Origin of the sequence: Providencia rettgeri, assembly GCF_023205015.1 — a bacterium.
Lineage (GTDB): Bacteria > Pseudomonadota > Gammaproteobacteria > Enterobacterales > Enterobacteriaceae > Providencia > Providencia rettgeri_E.
The window spans coordinates 1,373,449-1,388,307 of the sequence record NZ_CP096258.1 but is presented as its reverse complement, the minus strand read 5'-3'; the positions used below and the strand labels follow the sequence as shown (position 1 = coordinate 1,388,307).

The following is a 14,859-nucleotide window of genomic DNA, read 5'->3' as shown; positions in this document are numbered from 1 at the left end:
AAAGTGGGAAGCTAAATACTTCCCACTTTTTTATTGGCTTTTTATTGTGATCGGTAGCACAATAATAAAGTTAATTGTATGATGAATAGATATTACATTACAGGACCAGTCTCATGTCATTTAAACAGGTACTGATAACGGGATGGCAGTATTTGCGAGCTTTCGCAATACTCTACCTTTGCCTGATTATTGGAAACCTTATCTCAACACTACTTCCATTCTCCATTCCCGGCAGCATTGTCGGCATGTTAATTTTATTCATATTGCTTGCGTTACAAATTATCCCCGCAAAGTGGGCACAACCCGGTTGCAGCATTTTGTTGAAAAACATGACCATCCTGTTTGTTCCTATTGGTGTTGGCATAATGAATTACTATGAATTAATTAGCCAACAAATGGTTCCTATTATCGTTTCCTGTGTGGTTAGTACCTTAATCGTTATGGTCGTTGTCGCCATCAGCTCCAACTATATTCATAAGGAACGCCCTGTCGTTGGGGCTCAACCTGATGACGTTCCTTTACCCCCCGAAGAGCCAGTTTCTTCGGTCATTAATAATGATAAAACTAAGGGGAATGAATAATGTTAGAACATATTTGGTGGTCATTGCCGCTGACTATTGTGGTGTTTTATTTGGCTCGTAAGTTGTCGACTACATTTAAGTTACCGATTTTAAACCCACTATTAATTACTATTGCGGTATTGATTGCACTATTGGTCGTCACAAATACTTCTTATGAGCACTATTTTGCAGGTAGCAAAATACTCAATGATTTACTACAACCCGCAGTCGTTGCGCTCGCTTTTCCACTTTACGAACAAATGCACCAAATTCGAGCCCAGTGGAAATCTTTATTAAGTATTTGTTTTGCAGGTAGTTTAGTGGCCATGTTTAGCGGTGCCGCCATCGCGTTATGGTTGGGGGCAACCCCGGATATCGCGGGTTCTATTTTACCTAAATCTGTCACTACCCCTATTGCGATGGCTGTTGCTGATTCGGTTGGCGGGATCCCTGCGATTAGTGCCGCTTGCGTGTTGTTTGTTGGGATCTTAGGCGCCATGTTTGGCCATAGCTTATTTGATGTACTGCGTGTACGAACCCACGCCTCAAGAGGGCTCGCGATGGGAACCGCTTCCCACGCCCTAGGCACTGCCCGCTGTGCCGAAGTGAATTACATTGAAGGTGCTTATAGTTCTCTTGCATTAATGACCTGTGGGGTTATCACCTCACTTATTGCCCCGTTTATATTCCCTGTCATTTTACATCTTTTTAGCTAAGCTTAATTCATTAAGCCAATAACCAAATATATGGGTAAGAGGAGTTCAATAGCCTCTTGCTCATACGCACACTGATAAAATATGAGATATATCTCACAACAAAAGAATATGTTTCATGTATTACATTCAAAATAGTGACAATCATCACATATAGTTCTACGTATTATTGAATAGAATAAAAACAATTAAAATAGGGAGAGTAACTCATGCATTCAAGATTTAAGGCCGCTTGGGCCGAGCTTCCAGAAAAGTTACAGTCAGTACTTAGACCTATCATTGATAAATCTGATTTTCAAGGCATGTTAACGGCGGAACAAGTTAAACAGATTAAAGCTGAAACAAGTGTAGACGACGCTGAGTTAGCCTTTGCATTATTACCTTTTGCTGCTGCCTATGCCCTCACTCCTATTTCCCATTTTAACGTGGGTGCAATCGCACGTGGAGCAAGTGGTAACTTGTATTTTGGTGCCAATATGGAATTTAGCCATGTATCAATGGGCCAAGTGATCCATGCAGAACAGTGTGCAGTGACACACTCTTGGATGAAAGGTGAAACGCAGATTACCTCAATTACTGTGAATTACACACCTTGTGGCCACTGCCGCCAATTTATGAATGAATTACGTGAAGGTGGTAAAATTATGGTGAATTTACCAGGCCGCACACCCGCAGTACTACACCACTATTTACCCGACTCATTTGGGCCGTCTGACTTAAACATTACTACTTTACTACTCGACCCTGTTGACCATGGCTATAAAAACCAAAGCCGTGACCGGTTATTAAGTGCAGCAATTGAGGCTGCAAACCAATCCCATGCACCTTATAGCCAATCCCATTCAGGAATTGCGTTACAATTAAAAGATGGCTCACTGTTTACCGGACGCTACGCAGAAAATGCCGCATTTAACCCAAGTTTACCGCCACTACAAGCCGCTTTAATTATGATTAACCTTGCAGGTAAAGATATTCACGCCATCGACCAAGCTAAGTTTGTTGAAAAGCAAGATGCAATTATCAAACATTGGTATGTTACCGAAAATACATTACAAGCACTGGGTTGCCAAAATATTGAATTAGCTTATTTGGATTAATTTTATATTTATTTAAATATAACGGTTATTGCTGGGAGCTTGAATAAATAGCAATAACCGTATAGTTGTTATTAGAACTTTAATCTTGTTCACAAAACCATTTACCTGCAAAGTGGCCATCCATAATAGGACTCACTAGTTTTGATTAATATATGCCCTAGTAAGTGAATTCATTAAACAATTTCTCTGTTTCATTTATCGTCTCTTCTAATGTAATAACTAAAGGGATCTTTCGCATTTTATCTAGCCAAGCTTGGCTTTGTTGCTGTTTTATCGATGCAGATTGCGCGGCTTCTTCTTTCATGTCTAGCCAAATGCTAGCAAATAACGCTGATTCACCATTAAGTGATTTATTAGAAAAGCTATTTAATAGTTTCCCTATAATTTTATTCTGTTTATCTATAGATAATACTTCAAATACATCTTTAAACAACCAACCTTCATAAGGAATTCCTGAATTTAACATCGCTTCTTTTTTTATTTTAATAAATTCTTGATGTGTAATATCACCAATTGGGATGTTATCACTTTCTTTGCGATTTTTCATAATTCGTCCGTATGCTAATTTGACTTCTTTTTGATACCGACTCCGTTTTTCACTGGTGAATGATTCACCCTGTGCCTTCATATAATTATTTAAAAACTCTTTTTCTAGATAAATAAAAATACTGAAATATTTATCACTTGAATCATTTACCTTTTGAGGGTTATATTTTTCATTAAAAGAGTAACCTTTATTTATGAGAATTAAACATGATAAAATTATAAAAATTAATTTAGGAATAATAGATTTAGAAACCATCATTAGAACTCCTTTTATTCTTATTAAAGTTCATTGAATCATTAATCATTTCTTCAAACATAAAGTCTAATTCTTTTTCTATATTTTTAACTAAAGTAATCCGCCTCATTTTTTCCAGCCATTTTTTACTTTTAATTTGCTTGTCTGATAATGGTTTAGCGGCTTCCCTTACCATTGCATACCAGAGCATTATGAATAATTTAGCTTCTTTCTCAGGATCGTTGTTATTCATCACAAAAACGAACTGTTGCCATAGTGCCTCTCGGTTTCTCTCATTAATAACATCTAAAACATCTGCTAAAATCCAAGCATGATAAGACATTCCCATTTCATTTAAATTCTCACGATAAAAATCCATTGCCTGTTCATGGCTTAATTTTTTAATAAATGCTTCTTTTGGATACTTTAAAAATTCTAACATTGGGTTATTATCTTTTTCACCCTTAAAAATGACTAATTTTTTTCTATCAAATATTAAATCCTTAGATTCAGAAAAGTATAACATCTGTAGCATAAAGAAAAGACGTGGCGTTTTAACACCTTTTGTTTCACAAAAACTAATTATATTCTTTTTATTATATTTTACATTATTTCCTTGAGGATTTTGGCAAGCACTGAGAAGAAAAACTGAAAGCAAAAATATTAATTTATAATTCATATACATCCTTGTTATTCATAAAGTTAGAAACCAATAATATTAAAAACAATTATGTAAAAAAACATTGCCCACATACAAAAAAACATCAGCAATCACCATTAGATTACTAATAACTGAAATAATTTATTTTATTATAAGCGGACTTTTTAAATATTAATTAAAACTAAAAGATCCTCCAGAAGAATAACCACTATAACTAAATTCAGGTATACTTGGCATTGAGGGTATTGAGTATTTATCATCAAATGAGTCCATTGAATTGTTCATTGATGACATATTGTCTCTTAACTGGCCAATCATATTTTCAAAATGATGGTTATTTCTTATGGTATCTGTAGGGAAGTCTTTAAATCCTGGCGTTCCCGGAAGAACAACACTCGGGCGTTCTAGATAATAATTTGTTGGTGTTTCATTATCCTTAAACCTATCAAGTAGGTTTGTTGTACGAGGTGCTAATTGCCTATTCGGTTCGGATTTTGGATAAGTGCTTTCCAATATCGATTTATCTACCATATTATGTGGATACTTAATTGGAGGTGTTGGCTTGTTGTTTATTGATGGCATATTTCCCCTTAAATCATCAATCATACGATCATAATGAGCAACATCTGGTTGATAATTAACTGATGGTGAATCAAATAAGCCTGTTTCTGGTAATATATAGTCAGGTCTTTCTAAATAATATTCAGACAATAGATTTTTATGTGTAAATTCCGTTTGGCCACGCCAATCTGTTTGTACTTGAAATGATTCTAAATGTTGTGAAGGATAATCCCAAAATGAAAAACGCTCTGTTCCTCTATCAATTAAAGGGTTTCCTGTATTATAAATAATTGTATTTATTCTATCCATATTATCTTCTTCTATATGAGATATAATATTTTGATAAGATTTCTTGGCTGTAACCACCACGCCATCTACTACATTATCAATATCCAGAACTCGTTTAGTCCAACTATGTATTTTAGGCTGCATATGCGCTGGAGCTTCATATAATGCTCTAAACATTATATCTTTAGTATTTATACTTAATAATGTTTCACTTTCTATATCACCTACAGAATTTAAAGCTCTCTGCCAATAACTCTCTCTTTGTTCTCTAGGTAACACAAAAAATACAGGTTCTAAAGTCCATGCATCAGAAGGAAGATTATAATAAGAAAATACACTACTATGAAATAATTTAGCCTCTATGTGATTTATATCACCATAGATTACATCCATTCCATCTTCAAATCTATTTTTTAGGGTTTGAACATAAGCTATTGCCATATCATAGCGAATAAGCTCAATTATAAACTCATCTTGCTAAAATAGCTTCATCTAAATAATTAAGCGCAAAAGCACCTGAAAGAGAATCACCTTTAACCACACTATTAGCTAATTTAGCATATCGGTCTCCTTTACTTTCCAAATATTCATACATCAACTTTGGTTCTTTGGTTACGTATAAAATTTTAATTGCATTAGAAACATCACTACGAGTTAACTTTAAATCACCCTTTCTAATTTCTTGATTTCTTGATTTCTTGATTTCTTGATTTCTCATATCATCTCCTAATTTTTAACATGGTCGAGTAAAAAAATTCGTATTTTTTCCCTCATTATATTGCTATTAGATAATTCTTTAGCATCAAAATAAAATTTAACCTTAGTTCCTATTTCTGGAATCAAAAAATATTGAAAACACTTATGATACTTCTCATCAATTGGTAACCATTCACACTCAATTAAAAAAAACACTTCATTATTAATTTCCTTCCAATAATATCCTTTTTTATTAAAATACATATCATCTTTATGACCAATACTTCTTCGTATTGTTACAGTCACTTCAGTAAAATAAAGATCCAACTCTTCATCATAATATAACTCCCCCTTTCTTTTGAGGTACCCCATATCTAAATACAGGTGTTTTCTATAACTCAAATATTTTTCAGGGTTTCCTTTTAATGGTTCAGCATAAACCTCTATAATTTTAACATCATTACTTACCTCATTAGATGGTTTCAAATCAGACCAAGACATTCGCATTGGCAGCACTCTAAAATTAGCCTCACACCCTTTTTTATTTTCAATAAACCTTGGGTCAAAATAGCTATACCCTTCATATTCCGCAAATGGAAAAACATACTCGCCAGGAACTTCTATAATATTCTTATTAAACTGCCCACAGACAAAACCGGGGCGATTATCAGCGAAACTATTTATGGAAATCAATAAAACAAGACAATTAACTGTAAATTTAATTAGATAATTAATTATCATTTCAAATTTCATACTGCACCTGTTTAAATAAATCAATATATTTTAAATTATAAAAATATCCTCACTAGGTATACTTGAAACATTTTCTTCGCCCATAGAATTTGCAAATTTACTTTCTAATAAAATAACATTTAAACTTGCGATATCATTATAATTAATTGAAAAACTAGCCATACCTTTACTCATAATATTCATCCTTAATAAAACCGAAGACAAAAACCTTAACTTCATTCATTATATCCCTCCATTGATTATACTTATCAAAACCAAATTTAATCTCTGCAAGTATACCTTTTTCTAATATTGAAAAACTCATATTACAACTTGAATATTTATTTTCCAATGGTAGCCATAAGCATTCTAAGATAGCAATAACTTCATTTTCTTTTTCGAACCAAAAAAAAGATCTTTTCTTTTGAGTTTTTTTTCCACTATATAGTTTTTCAGATACATTATATTCATCAAAATAGTCAACATATTGAAGTTCGGAATCATCGTCATAAAATATTTGACTTCGCTTTCCTAAATATGATGCATTTAGATAATTTTTCATTTTTTGTGTTAATGAATAATCTTTCTCTCTAATTGGTCTCAATATAATTCTTATCGTTTTTTCATCTATTTCAAGATGAAATTTTTTTTGGGGATCAACACTTGTCATATAAGGCCAATGCGTTATTAATGTTAATTCTCTAAAATTAGCATCACATCCTTCTTTATTTTCAACAAACCTTGGGTCAAAATAGCTATACCCTTCATATTCAGCAAATGGAAAAACATACTTGTCAGGAACTTCTATAACTGTTCCGTTAAACTGCCCACAGACAAAACCGGGACGATTATCAGCGTAACTATTTATTGAGATTAATAGCATAAGACAATTAACTGTAAATTTAATTATATAACTAATTATTAGTTTAAGTCTCATATTTATACCTATTAAAATAAACTAATCATACATAATCTCTAGATTCTTACTAACCATTAAAATTCGGGTAACATTAGATAAATCTGTTGATATTAATTCTAAGTTTCCCTGCCTACGGTCGCGACCATTCATATTTTTACCCCCTAATTTTTAATATATTCAGATAAAAATAGCCTTACCTTGTTTTGAATAGTCTCCCAATTAACAAGATTTGAAAATTCAAATGAAACACTATATTTAAGACCAAACTCAGGCATTAATGATAATAATTTACAACGCCGATAACTATCATCTAACTGTCTCCATGAACACTCCATTAAAACATTGACTTCACCATTATCTTCATCCCAATAGTAACCATACTTTATTATATTGACATCCACTTTATTACCATTAATATGTTTAAACTCAATAGAAACCTCATTAAAATAAAGTTCTAATTCCTCATCATAATATAGTTCACCCTTTCTTTTAAGCCTCCCCATATTTAGGTATATATTTTTTTTATGACTGAAATATTTTTCAGGGTCACTATTTAATGGCTCAATATAGACTTCTATCATTTTAACATCATGGCTGACTTCACTAAATGGCTTTAAATCTGGCCATGACATCCTCATTGGCAGAATTCTAAAATTAGCCTCACACCCTTTTTTATTTTCAATAAACCTTGGGTCAAAATAACTATACCCTTCATATTCAGCAAATAAAAAAACATACTCGCTAGGAATTTCTATAATATTCTTATTAAACTGCCCACAAACAAAGCCCGGTCTATTTTCTGCATAAACATTTATAGAAATTAATAATAGAAATACATTAATAATTAACTTAAATATATAGTTGACAAAAACACCAAATTCCATAACTTCACCTATTGAACTAATTTAATAATAATTAAATTATAAAAACTAGAATAATAAAATATAATTTCCAATCATGATTTAAATGATATAATTACGCGCTCAAGTCTATTAAGCCATCTTTTGCTTTTTTCGATCTTATCTAAATCCGATACATTTTTCATTTTATTCCAAAGAAATAAAAATACTTTTTTTTCACTTTCATGGGAATCATTCGCCAATGCATTTAGCATGTCATCCCAAATTTTTTGATTAGTTTCATGATCTAAGACATCAAAAACATCTGCAAAGAACCAAGCATCAAAGGGCATGTCACAGGCTGCAAATGCTTTTTTATTTATTTCAGCAGCCTCTTGATAACTAATATCCCTGCGAGTCGTAGTACTGCCATTTTCAAAACGTTTTAAAAGCACTTCTAGATGAGCTAATGCGTGTTCATAATGGTATTTATTAAAATCTTTATTTGATAATGGTTTATTATATTCAACCATCACTTGCTTCATATATTCTCTAATCAAAATAATAAAAATACCTATTTCTTTCTTACTATTATAAGAATTTTCAATATTATCTGATTTTACTTTCTCTTTTTTGTTTGTTAAAAAGCCATTTCCATATGACAGATTGCAAAGAGAAATAATCAATAATATGAATATTATTAATATGTTTTTAATTTTCATCTATGATTTACCCCAAGATTGAAATATAAATTAATAACCCTAAGCTAAAACAGTTAAAAACATGCAGCAATATATGATATTTGAAAATATAATTTCGCTTACAGTAAACTAATTTTTTCACTCACTAACTCATTAAAAATAGAGAAAAAAACATTAAGAAAATTTATCCATAAGGAAGTTAAACCATTGTTTAAAAACCCGCTGAGATAAAAAGAATTCATTCATACTTGGCTAACCGTGATCTACCTACCGTAATGCGTATGCCGTTATCGGCTTTCATTTCCTTTCGCGCTTAAACTCCTTATCATATGCACAATATTTTTCAGTAAATTTTTTAACGCTTTTTTATCATTATTTACTGTACATATTTGCTGTTTAGCTTAGGATCTACCCTGACTTTGTTGATTAATCGTCCGAAGAGTGATATTTCATGGAACATGAGTACGAAACAAAACGCCCTCTCTATATACCCTACGCTGGCCCAATTTTGCTTGAATTCCCTTTGCTGAATAAAGGAAGCGCCTTCACCGAAGAAGAGCGTGCAAATTTTAACTTGCATGGTTTACTTCCTGAACAAGTTGAAACCATCGAAGAACAAGTTGAACGTGCCTACCGTCAATTAATTGATTTTAAATCAGATATTGATAAACACATTTATTTGCGAAATATTCAAGATACCAACGAAACCTTATTTTATCGCCTTATAGATGCCCACCTGACAGAAGTAATGCCAATTATCTATACCCCAACCGTGGGTGAAGCTTGTGAGCATTTCTCTGACATTTATCGTCGTGCACGTGGTTTATTTATTTCTTATCCAAACCGTGAATATATCGACGACATGCTACAAAACGCCACCAAACAAAATGTGAAAGTGATTGTTGTTACCGATGGCGAACGTATTTTAGGCCTTGGTGACCAAGGTATCGGCGGTATGGGTATCCCAATTGGGAAACTCTCTCTCTATACCGCTTGTGGGGGTATCAGCCCTGCTTATACTTTGCCTATTGTTATTGATGTAGGAACCAACAACCCACAGCGTCTGAATGACCCTCTGTATATGGGATGGCGTCACCCACGTATTACGGGTGATGAATACAACGAGTTCATTGATGAATTTGTTCAAGCAGTAAAACGCCGTTGGCCAAACGTATTACTGCAATTTGAAGATTTCGCCCAGAAAAATGCGATGCCTTTATTAACCCGTTACCGTGATGAGCTATGCTGTTTCAATGATGATATTCAAGGCACCGCATCGGTTGCATTAGGTAGTTTAATTGCCGCCAGCCATGCCGCAGGCAGTAAGCTAAGTGACCAACGCGTGACTTTCTTAGGTGCAGGCTCAGCGGGTTGCGGTATCGCAGAACAAATTATCGCTCAAATGAAATCTGAAGGGTTAAGCGACGAAGAAGCGCGTTCACGTATTTATATGGTTGACCGCTTTGGTTTATTAACCGATAAACTGCCTAATTTACTCGATTTCCAAGCTAAGTTAACGCAAAACAGTGAGAATTTAGCCAGCTGGGATGTTAACAGTGACTCAATTTCACTGTTAGATGTCGTACGCAATGCCAAACCAACCATATTGATTGGTGTGTCTGGCCAAGCTGGGTTATTCACAGAAGAAATCATTAAAGAGATGCATAAACACTGTGAACGCCCTATCGTGATGCCGTTATCTAACCCAACGTCACGTGTTGAAGCTCGCCCTGAAGATATTATCAATTGGACTGATGGCAAAGCATTGGTCGCAACAGGCAGTCCATTTAGCCCAGTATCTTACAAAGACCAAGTGTTCCCAATTGCACAATGTAACAACTCCTATATCTTCCCGGGTATCGGTCTTGGTGTGATTGCCTCTGGTGCTAAACGCGTTACTGATGGCATGTTAATGGCTGCCAGCCGTGCGCTTGCCAGCTGTTCACCTCTTGCTAAAAATGGTGAAGGTGCGCTATTGCCTCTGCTATCTGATATCCAAGATGTTTCTCGCATTATTGCTAAACAAGTGGCCAAAGAAGCACAAGTTCAAGGTGTGGCAACGGTCACCTCTGATAGCGCATTGGATGAAGCCATTGAACGGAATTTCTGGAAGCCTGAGTACCGTACTTATAAACGGACTTCGTTTTAATCACACGTAATTCCATCGAAAGGGGCTCTTTAGAGCTCCTTTTTTGTTTTTTTATGTTCCTCCCCCGACAGAATGATATCTGCATTCTCAGATAATGATAAATTGCGCTAAACAAATCACTTATTTAAGATAACGACCATGACTGATTAATAGGATATTGACATGACTGGCGACCTCAATGCTGCTATTCCACAGAAACCTAAGTTTTCCCTATGGGCAATAGCTCTAACACTTTTTATTGCAGCGCTGAATATTGTTGTTTATTCTTACCAGCTCAATTATGCCGCCCCACTCGATTCCCAAGAAAATAACTTATTGTTATTTGGTGCCAATGTTTACCAACTTTCATTAACGGGGGATTGGTGGCGCTATCCAGTCAGTATGGTATTGCACTCAGGTGGTATGCACCTTGCTTTGAATACGTTGGCTTTGTTTGTTATTGGGATTGAATGCGAACGTACCTATGGAAAATTTAGGATGCTCGCGATATACCTATTTTCAGGTATTGGCGCGGCATTTTTTAGTGCTTATTGGCAATACAGTGAAGCCATTAATGCAGTAGCGAACCGAGCATCAATGAATGCGTGGAATAGTTTATATTTACCTGATAACACGGTATATATTACCGTGGGTATTGGCGCATCTGGCGCTATTATGGGGTTAGCTGCCGCTTCTGTAATTGATTTATTAAAAAGAATTAATAACCCGAGTCTCTCTCTTGAAGAACTCAACCAATTAAAACGCCCGCTATATAATATTATTGGGATGATTGCACTAACTCTCATCAATGGTTTGCAGTCAGGTATTGATAACGCTGCTCATATTGGTGGCGCTGTACTTGGTGCGGTTATTAGCGGTGCTTTTGTGCTTGCGCCACAAGCAACATTTCGGGCAAAACTGCTGTCTAGTGGCTTAATTGTACTTATAGCTGCCACCTTACTGGCCATGACACTCAGCCAGTTTTCTTCCTTACAAGACGAAGACCTAAACTATGAGCGCCAGTTTATTTACCAAGAAATGGCAAAAGAACTTAATCAGCGATAAAAAATACCGTTTTTTGGTAAGAGAGCAGTCCTATTATTGATACCGTCAATAATAGGACGCGTAAATCTAGAAAGTGAATAAATTCATTGTCATCATAACTGCGCTACAGGTAATTAATAACAATGTAATGTATTGGAAAGTGCGTTCGGATAAACGGATCAGTAAATATTTAGCCAGTGGCATCACAATCAATGCCCCCGCACACAGTATCAGCGCCAATTTTAAATCGGTATAACCGTCTTGCGCATAGGCCAAAGCAGAAGAGCCAGACAACACAGTTGTTACAAAAATCGATGTGCCAATTGCTTGCTTAATATTCAGTTGCATATAGCGCAACAACATTGGGAGAACAACCACCCCACCACCAACTCCAGTTGCACCAAGTACAACACCCGCTAGAACAGCTGGCACAGCCATGGATTTTAGCTGATCTCCTTTTGCCGCTTCTTGTTTGATGATCGAAACAAAAAACATTCGCTGAACAAATAAATAGAGCGAAAATATAATGGCAGCAGCCACTAACAGGTTAATACCCCACTCGACTTGTTTTTCATACCCCGGTAATCCCCCCAGCAATGTCACAAACAGACTTGAGAGAAAGGTGCTCGGCAACATAATCGCTAATACAATGAGTGCACCTTTAAAGGGGATATTGCCTAAGCGAAAATGCATATAAGAAGAAGAAACCTTCATTAGCATCGAAAGGAAATTGGCCGTGGCGACTGCCGCTAATGCATTCAGCCCAAAAAAATAGGTCAGTATCGGTAATACAATCACACCACCACCGACACCCGTTGTGCTAATAATCAGCCCAATAAGTGCACCTATCGCTAACTCCGTTACAATCATTAACTCTTGCCTTGTATCAGTGCGCGTCGCCCTTTTTGTAATGCTTCATTTGCATCACTATCTGCTAACGTGAGGTATTTAAAAAATAATGTATCGAAAGTAATCATCTGTAATACTTGTGGGGTGATGATGCCTAATTGGGAATGTTGCTCATCATAAAAATAAGGCAAAGCGAAGTCCGCTAACTTTATTGCTTCATCTTGACCAAAACGTGTCAGTGCGACTGTCGAGCAACCTGTTTCTTTTGCAGCACGAAGCATGCTATTGATTTCTTGAGTGTTTCCACGCGCCGTTACTGCAATAGCAAGGTCCTCCGGCCCTAAGTTTGCCGAGTAACTTAGCTGAACATGCAAATCATAACTAAACAGTGCGTGTTTATTAATGCGAATTAATTTATGGAAAATATCACTGGCAACAATGGCTGAAGACCCGACACCAAACAGCACGATACGTTTGGCCTGAAACATTTTTTGCGCGATGGTATCTACGACAGAGGGCTCAAGTAAATCCAGTGATTTTTCAATAGCCGAAATAAACATTTGCCCTGTTTTGGCGATAATCTGAGAGGTATCATCGTGACGACTCAGATTACCGTATAAACTTTCTGCTTTGTGTTGCTTCTCATCAGACAAATAATCAACTTTAAATTCAGGATAGCCACGGTACCCCATTTGGCGTGAAAAGCGGATAACAGATGCACTACTGACCCCAGCCGCCTGTGCCAATTCCGCTGCATTCATCGCGATAAGACTTTCGCGGTTATCCAGCAAAAATGTGGCAATACGTTGTTCTGTGCCTTTACCGCGTGTCTGCAAGCTTTCCAGTTTTACCGTCAGTGTCGACATGGCTTTTCCTTCTAATTATTTTTCTGGATCAGTGAAGCCTATTATCATACTGGCAATGAACCCGACAATCCATGCACCCGCAACTGCAATTAAGAAATCCAAGATTTGGCCATCACCCACTAATGGAATTAATGATAACCCAGCAGTACCAAAAGGAATGATGATCCCGACATGGAAGAATGCCATTAATGCCCCGCCAGCCGCTCCACCAATACAACCTGCAATGAATGGTTTTCCTAATGGTAATGACACACCGAATAATAACGGTTCGCCGACACCAAAAATACCCACAGGTAACGCACCGACTAAGGTTTTCTTCAAACGTTGGTTTTTGGTTTTTAAATAAACCCAGAAACATGAACCCACTTGCCCCATTCCACCCATAGCTAAAATTGGGAACAAGTAATTCAGACCAAAGGTTTGTAAAATTTCAGCATGAATTGGGATCAAGCCTTGGTGTAAACCCGTTAATAATAAGAATAAGAAACTGCCGCCTAAAATACCGCCCGTCGCCACGGCGGCACCACCGCTGTTTAACAGCGCAACAGAAACGCCTTGCGCTAAAATTTGGTTTAAGTAATGCCCCGCAGGTTGGAACACCACAATTGCGACCATCGCAGAGACTAAAATGGTCACAAATGGCGTCACGATAAGATCTAGGCTTTCTTTAATGATACTTCTAAACCACACTTCAAATTTAGAAGAGAAAACGACTACCATCAGTACCGCAAAAATCCCCCCACTACCTGGGACTAATTTCGAACCAAATAAGGTGATATCCGCTAAACCTGGCATCGAAAGTAGCCCAGCCATGACCGCACCAATTGAGGTGGAAGCACCAAGCTCTTTCGCGGTATTCACCCCAATCATAATTGAAAGATAAACAAAGACTGCGCTACCAATCAATTTTAATAACTTAAATAACTCAGGGAATTGGTCGACAACACCCGGAGCAACCAAGCGGACGATATTGATTAACCCCATAATCAAACCACAACCAATCAAAGCTGGAATGGTTGGGACAAATATAGCCGCTAACGTATTTAAAGTACGACGAATTGAAAACGCTTTTTTCTCTGCCTGTGCTACGCTCTCTGTTGCCGTAGAGGTGCTACCTTGCATTCGTTTGTTCATCACCGAAAAGACTTTCGCTGCCGTGCCCATCCCAACAATCACTTGTTGTTGTTCACCATTGAAAATCACGCCTTTTACGCCTTCAATTTGCTTCAAGGCCTCAGCATCGAATTTGCTATTATCTTTTAAAACTAAACGGATACGCGTCATACAATGCGTTAATGTTGCCACGTTATCAAAGCCGCCCGCATATTTTTCTATTTCTCTGGCGAGTACATCCAGATGTTCTATCTTATTAGCCATATTATTCCCCCGGTGTTGACTGAGCCAATAAACCCGCTCTTCAACAT

The 14,859-nt window shown here is 36.3% G+C and carries 17 protein-coding genes; 5 read left to right on the top strand and 12 right to left on the bottom strand.

Annotated elements, in window-relative coordinates:
• The first annotated feature begins 113 nt into the window (after positions 1-113).
• The 3 genes from M0M83_RS06115 to cdd all read left to right on the top strand — a co-directional run bounded on the left by M0M83_RS06115 (position 114) and on the right by cdd (position 2,370).
• Complete coding sequence (locus M0M83_RS06115; RefSeq protein WP_248467861.1) at positions 114-581, top strand: CidA/LrgA family protein; 468 nt, start codon at positions 114-116, stop codon at positions 579-581.
• Positions 581-1,276, top strand: a complete 696-nt coding sequence (locus tag M0M83_RS06110; protein ID WP_102138398.1) for a CidB/LrgB family autolysis modulator — start codon at positions 581-583, stop codon at positions 1,274-1,276. Before M0M83_RS06115 ends, M0M83_RS06110 begins: the two co-directional genes overlap by 1 nt.
• A 206-nt stretch (positions 1,277-1,482) precedes the next feature.
• Positions 1,483-2,370, top strand: a complete 888-nt coding sequence (cdd, locus tag M0M83_RS06105; RefSeq protein WP_004256516.1) for a cytidine deaminase — start codon at positions 1,483-1,485, stop codon at positions 2,368-2,370.
• A gap of 157 nt (positions 2,371-2,527) precedes the next feature.
• Here cdd and M0M83_RS06100 read toward each other — a convergent pair whose 3' ends face one another.
• From M0M83_RS06100 to M0M83_RS06060, 9 genes are all read right to left on the bottom strand, one after another.
• On the bottom strand, positions 2,528-3,175 hold the full coding sequence (locus M0M83_RS06100) for a hypothetical protein (RefSeq protein WP_248467860.1): 648 nt from the start codon (positions 3,173-3,175) through the stop codon (positions 2,528-2,530).
• Positions 3,162-3,830 (bottom strand): hypothetical protein, encoded by a 669-nt coding sequence (locus M0M83_RS06095; protein ID WP_248467859.1) that lies wholly within the window; start codon positions 3,828-3,830, stop codon positions 3,162-3,164. The genes M0M83_RS06100 and M0M83_RS06095 overlap by 14 nt, the downstream gene beginning before the upstream one ends.
• Before the next feature lie 153 nt (positions 3,831-3,983).
• A complete protein-coding gene (locus tag M0M83_RS06090; RefSeq protein ID WP_248467858.1) occupies positions 3,984-5,102 on the bottom strand; it encodes a serine protease in 1,119 nt (372 codons plus the stop codon).
• A 28-nt stretch (positions 5,103-5,130) separates the two neighbouring features.
• Positions 5,131-5,379 carry a hypothetical protein gene (locus tag M0M83_RS06085; RefSeq protein ID WP_248467857.1) on the bottom strand — a complete coding sequence of 83 codons (249 nt, stop codon included), beginning with the start codon at positions 5,377-5,379 and terminating at the stop codon, positions 5,131-5,133.
• An 8-nt stretch (positions 5,380-5,387) separates the two neighbouring features.
• On the bottom strand, positions 5,388-6,110 hold the full coding sequence (locus M0M83_RS06080) for a hypothetical protein (protein WP_248467856.1): 723 nt from the start codon (positions 6,108-6,110) through the stop codon (positions 5,388-5,390).
• A 30-nt stretch (positions 6,111-6,140) separates the two neighbouring features.
• Complete coding sequence (locus M0M83_RS06075) at positions 6,141-6,284, bottom strand: hypothetical protein (protein ID WP_213913466.1); 144 nt, start codon at positions 6,282-6,284, stop codon at positions 6,141-6,143.
• Positions 6,277-7,026 (bottom strand): hypothetical protein, encoded by a 750-nt coding sequence (locus M0M83_RS06070; protein WP_248467855.1) that lies wholly within the window; start codon positions 7,024-7,026, stop codon positions 6,277-6,279. The genes M0M83_RS06075 and M0M83_RS06070 overlap by 8 nt, the downstream gene beginning before the upstream one ends.
• A 143-nt stretch (positions 7,027-7,169) precedes the next feature.
• Positions 7,170-7,892: a hypothetical protein gene (locus M0M83_RS06065; protein ID WP_248467853.1), complete on the bottom strand. Its 723-nt coding sequence runs from the start codon at positions 7,890-7,892 to the stop codon at positions 7,170-7,172.
• Between the two features lie 71 nt (positions 7,893-7,963).
• Positions 7,964-8,569 (bottom strand): hypothetical protein, encoded by a 606-nt coding sequence (locus M0M83_RS06060; RefSeq protein ID WP_248467852.1) that lies wholly within the window; start codon positions 8,567-8,569, stop codon positions 7,964-7,966.
• Positions 8,570-8,999: 430 nt separating this feature from the next.
• On the opposite strand from M0M83_RS06060, the gene M0M83_RS06055 reads away from it, so the two are divergent.
• Both M0M83_RS06055 and M0M83_RS06050 read left to right on the top strand, forming a co-directional pair.
• Positions 9,000-10,697, top strand: coding sequence for an NAD-dependent malic enzyme (locus M0M83_RS06055; protein WP_248467851.1), 1,698 nt, complete (start codon positions 9,000-9,002; stop codon positions 10,695-10,697).
• A 162-nt stretch (positions 10,698-10,859) separates the two neighbouring features.
• Positions 10,860-11,741 carry a rhomboid family intramembrane serine protease gene (locus M0M83_RS06050; RefSeq protein WP_248467850.1) on the top strand — a complete coding sequence of 294 codons (882 nt, stop codon included), beginning with the start codon at positions 10,860-10,862 and terminating at the stop codon, positions 11,739-11,741.
• A 66-nt stretch (positions 11,742-11,807) separates the two neighbouring features.
• On the opposite strand, the gene M0M83_RS06045 is transcribed toward M0M83_RS06050, so the two are convergent.
• The 3 genes from M0M83_RS06045 to M0M83_RS06035 are packed head-to-tail and all read right to left on the bottom strand — an operon-like array spanning position 11,808 to position 14,812.
• Positions 11,808-12,590 (bottom strand): sulfite exporter TauE/SafE family protein, encoded by a 783-nt coding sequence (locus M0M83_RS06045; RefSeq protein ID WP_248467849.1) that lies wholly within the window; start codon positions 12,588-12,590, stop codon positions 11,808-11,810.
• Positions 12,590-13,435, bottom strand: coding sequence for a MurR/RpiR family transcriptional regulator (locus M0M83_RS06040; RefSeq protein WP_248467848.1), 846 nt, complete (start codon positions 13,433-13,435; stop codon positions 12,590-12,592). The genes M0M83_RS06045 and M0M83_RS06040 overlap by 1 nt, the downstream gene beginning before the upstream one ends.
• A 15-nt stretch (positions 13,436-13,450) precedes the next feature.
• Positions 13,451-14,812 carry a PTS transporter subunit EIIC gene (locus tag M0M83_RS06035; RefSeq protein ID WP_248467847.1) on the bottom strand — a complete coding sequence of 454 codons (1,362 nt, stop codon included), beginning with the start codon at positions 14,810-14,812 and terminating at the stop codon, positions 13,451-13,453.
• Positions 14,813-14,859 lie beyond the last annotated feature (47 nt).

Excerpts from the sequence above, each read along its gene's own strand:
- M0M83_RS06095 (WP_248467859.1), bottom strand. The coding sequence starts at position 3,830 with ATGAATTATAAATTAATATTTTTGCTTTCAGTTTTTCTTCTCAGTGCT.
- M0M83_RS06065 (WP_248467853.1), bottom strand. The coding sequence starts at position 7,892 with ATGGAATTTGGTGTTTTTGTCAACTATATATTTAAGTTAATTATTAAT.
- M0M83_RS06040 (WP_248467848.1), bottom strand. The coding sequence starts at position 13,435 with ATGTCGACACTGACGGTAAAACTGGAAAGCTTGCAGACACGCGGTAAA.
- M0M83_RS06035 (WP_248467847.1), bottom strand. The coding sequence starts at position 14,812 with ATGGCTAATAAGATAGAACATCTGGATGTACTCGCCAGAGAAATAGAA.
- M0M83_RS06055 (WP_248467851.1), top strand. The coding sequence starts at position 9,000 with ATGGAACATGAGTACGAAACAAAACGCCCTCTCTATATACCCTACGCT.
- M0M83_RS06045 (WP_248467849.1), bottom strand. The coding sequence starts at position 12,590 with ATGATTGTAACGGAGTTAGCGATAGGTGCACTTATTGGGCTGATTATT.
- M0M83_RS06060 (WP_248467852.1), bottom strand. The coding sequence starts at position 8,569 with ATGAAAATTAAAAACATATTAATAATATTCATATTATTGATTATTTCT.
- M0M83_RS06115 (WP_248467861.1), top strand. The coding sequence starts at position 114 with ATGTCATTTAAACAGGTACTGATAACGGGATGGCAGTATTTGCGAGCT.
- M0M83_RS06070 (WP_248467855.1), bottom strand. The coding sequence starts at position 7,026 with ATGAGACTTAAACTAATAATTAGTTATATAATTAAATTTACAGTTAAT.
- M0M83_RS06075 (WP_213913466.1), bottom strand. The coding sequence starts at position 6,284 with ATGAGTAAAGGTATGGCTAGTTTTTCAATTAATTATAATGATATCGCA.
- M0M83_RS06090 (WP_248467858.1), bottom strand. The coding sequence starts at position 5,102 with ATGGCAATAGCTTATGTTCAAACCCTAAAAAATAGATTTGAAGATGGA.
- M0M83_RS06085 (WP_248467857.1), bottom strand. The coding sequence starts at position 5,379 with ATGAGAAATCAAGAAATCAAGAAATCAAGAAATCAAGAAATTAGAAAG.
- M0M83_RS06080 (WP_248467856.1), bottom strand. The coding sequence starts at position 6,110 with ATGAAATTTGAAATGATAATTAATTATCTAATTAAATTTACAGTTAAT.
- M0M83_RS06100 (WP_248467860.1), bottom strand. The coding sequence starts at position 3,175 with ATGATGGTTTCTAAATCTATTATTCCTAAATTAATTTTTATAATTTTA.
- M0M83_RS06050 (WP_248467850.1), top strand. The coding sequence starts at position 10,860 with ATGACTGGCGACCTCAATGCTGCTATTCCACAGAAACCTAAGTTTTCC.
- cdd (WP_004256516.1), top strand. The coding sequence starts at position 1,483 with ATGCATTCAAGATTTAAGGCCGCTTGGGCCGAGCTTCCAGAAAAGTTA.
- M0M83_RS06110 (WP_102138398.1), top strand. The coding sequence starts at position 581 with ATGTTAGAACATATTTGGTGGTCATTGCCGCTGACTATTGTGGTGTTT.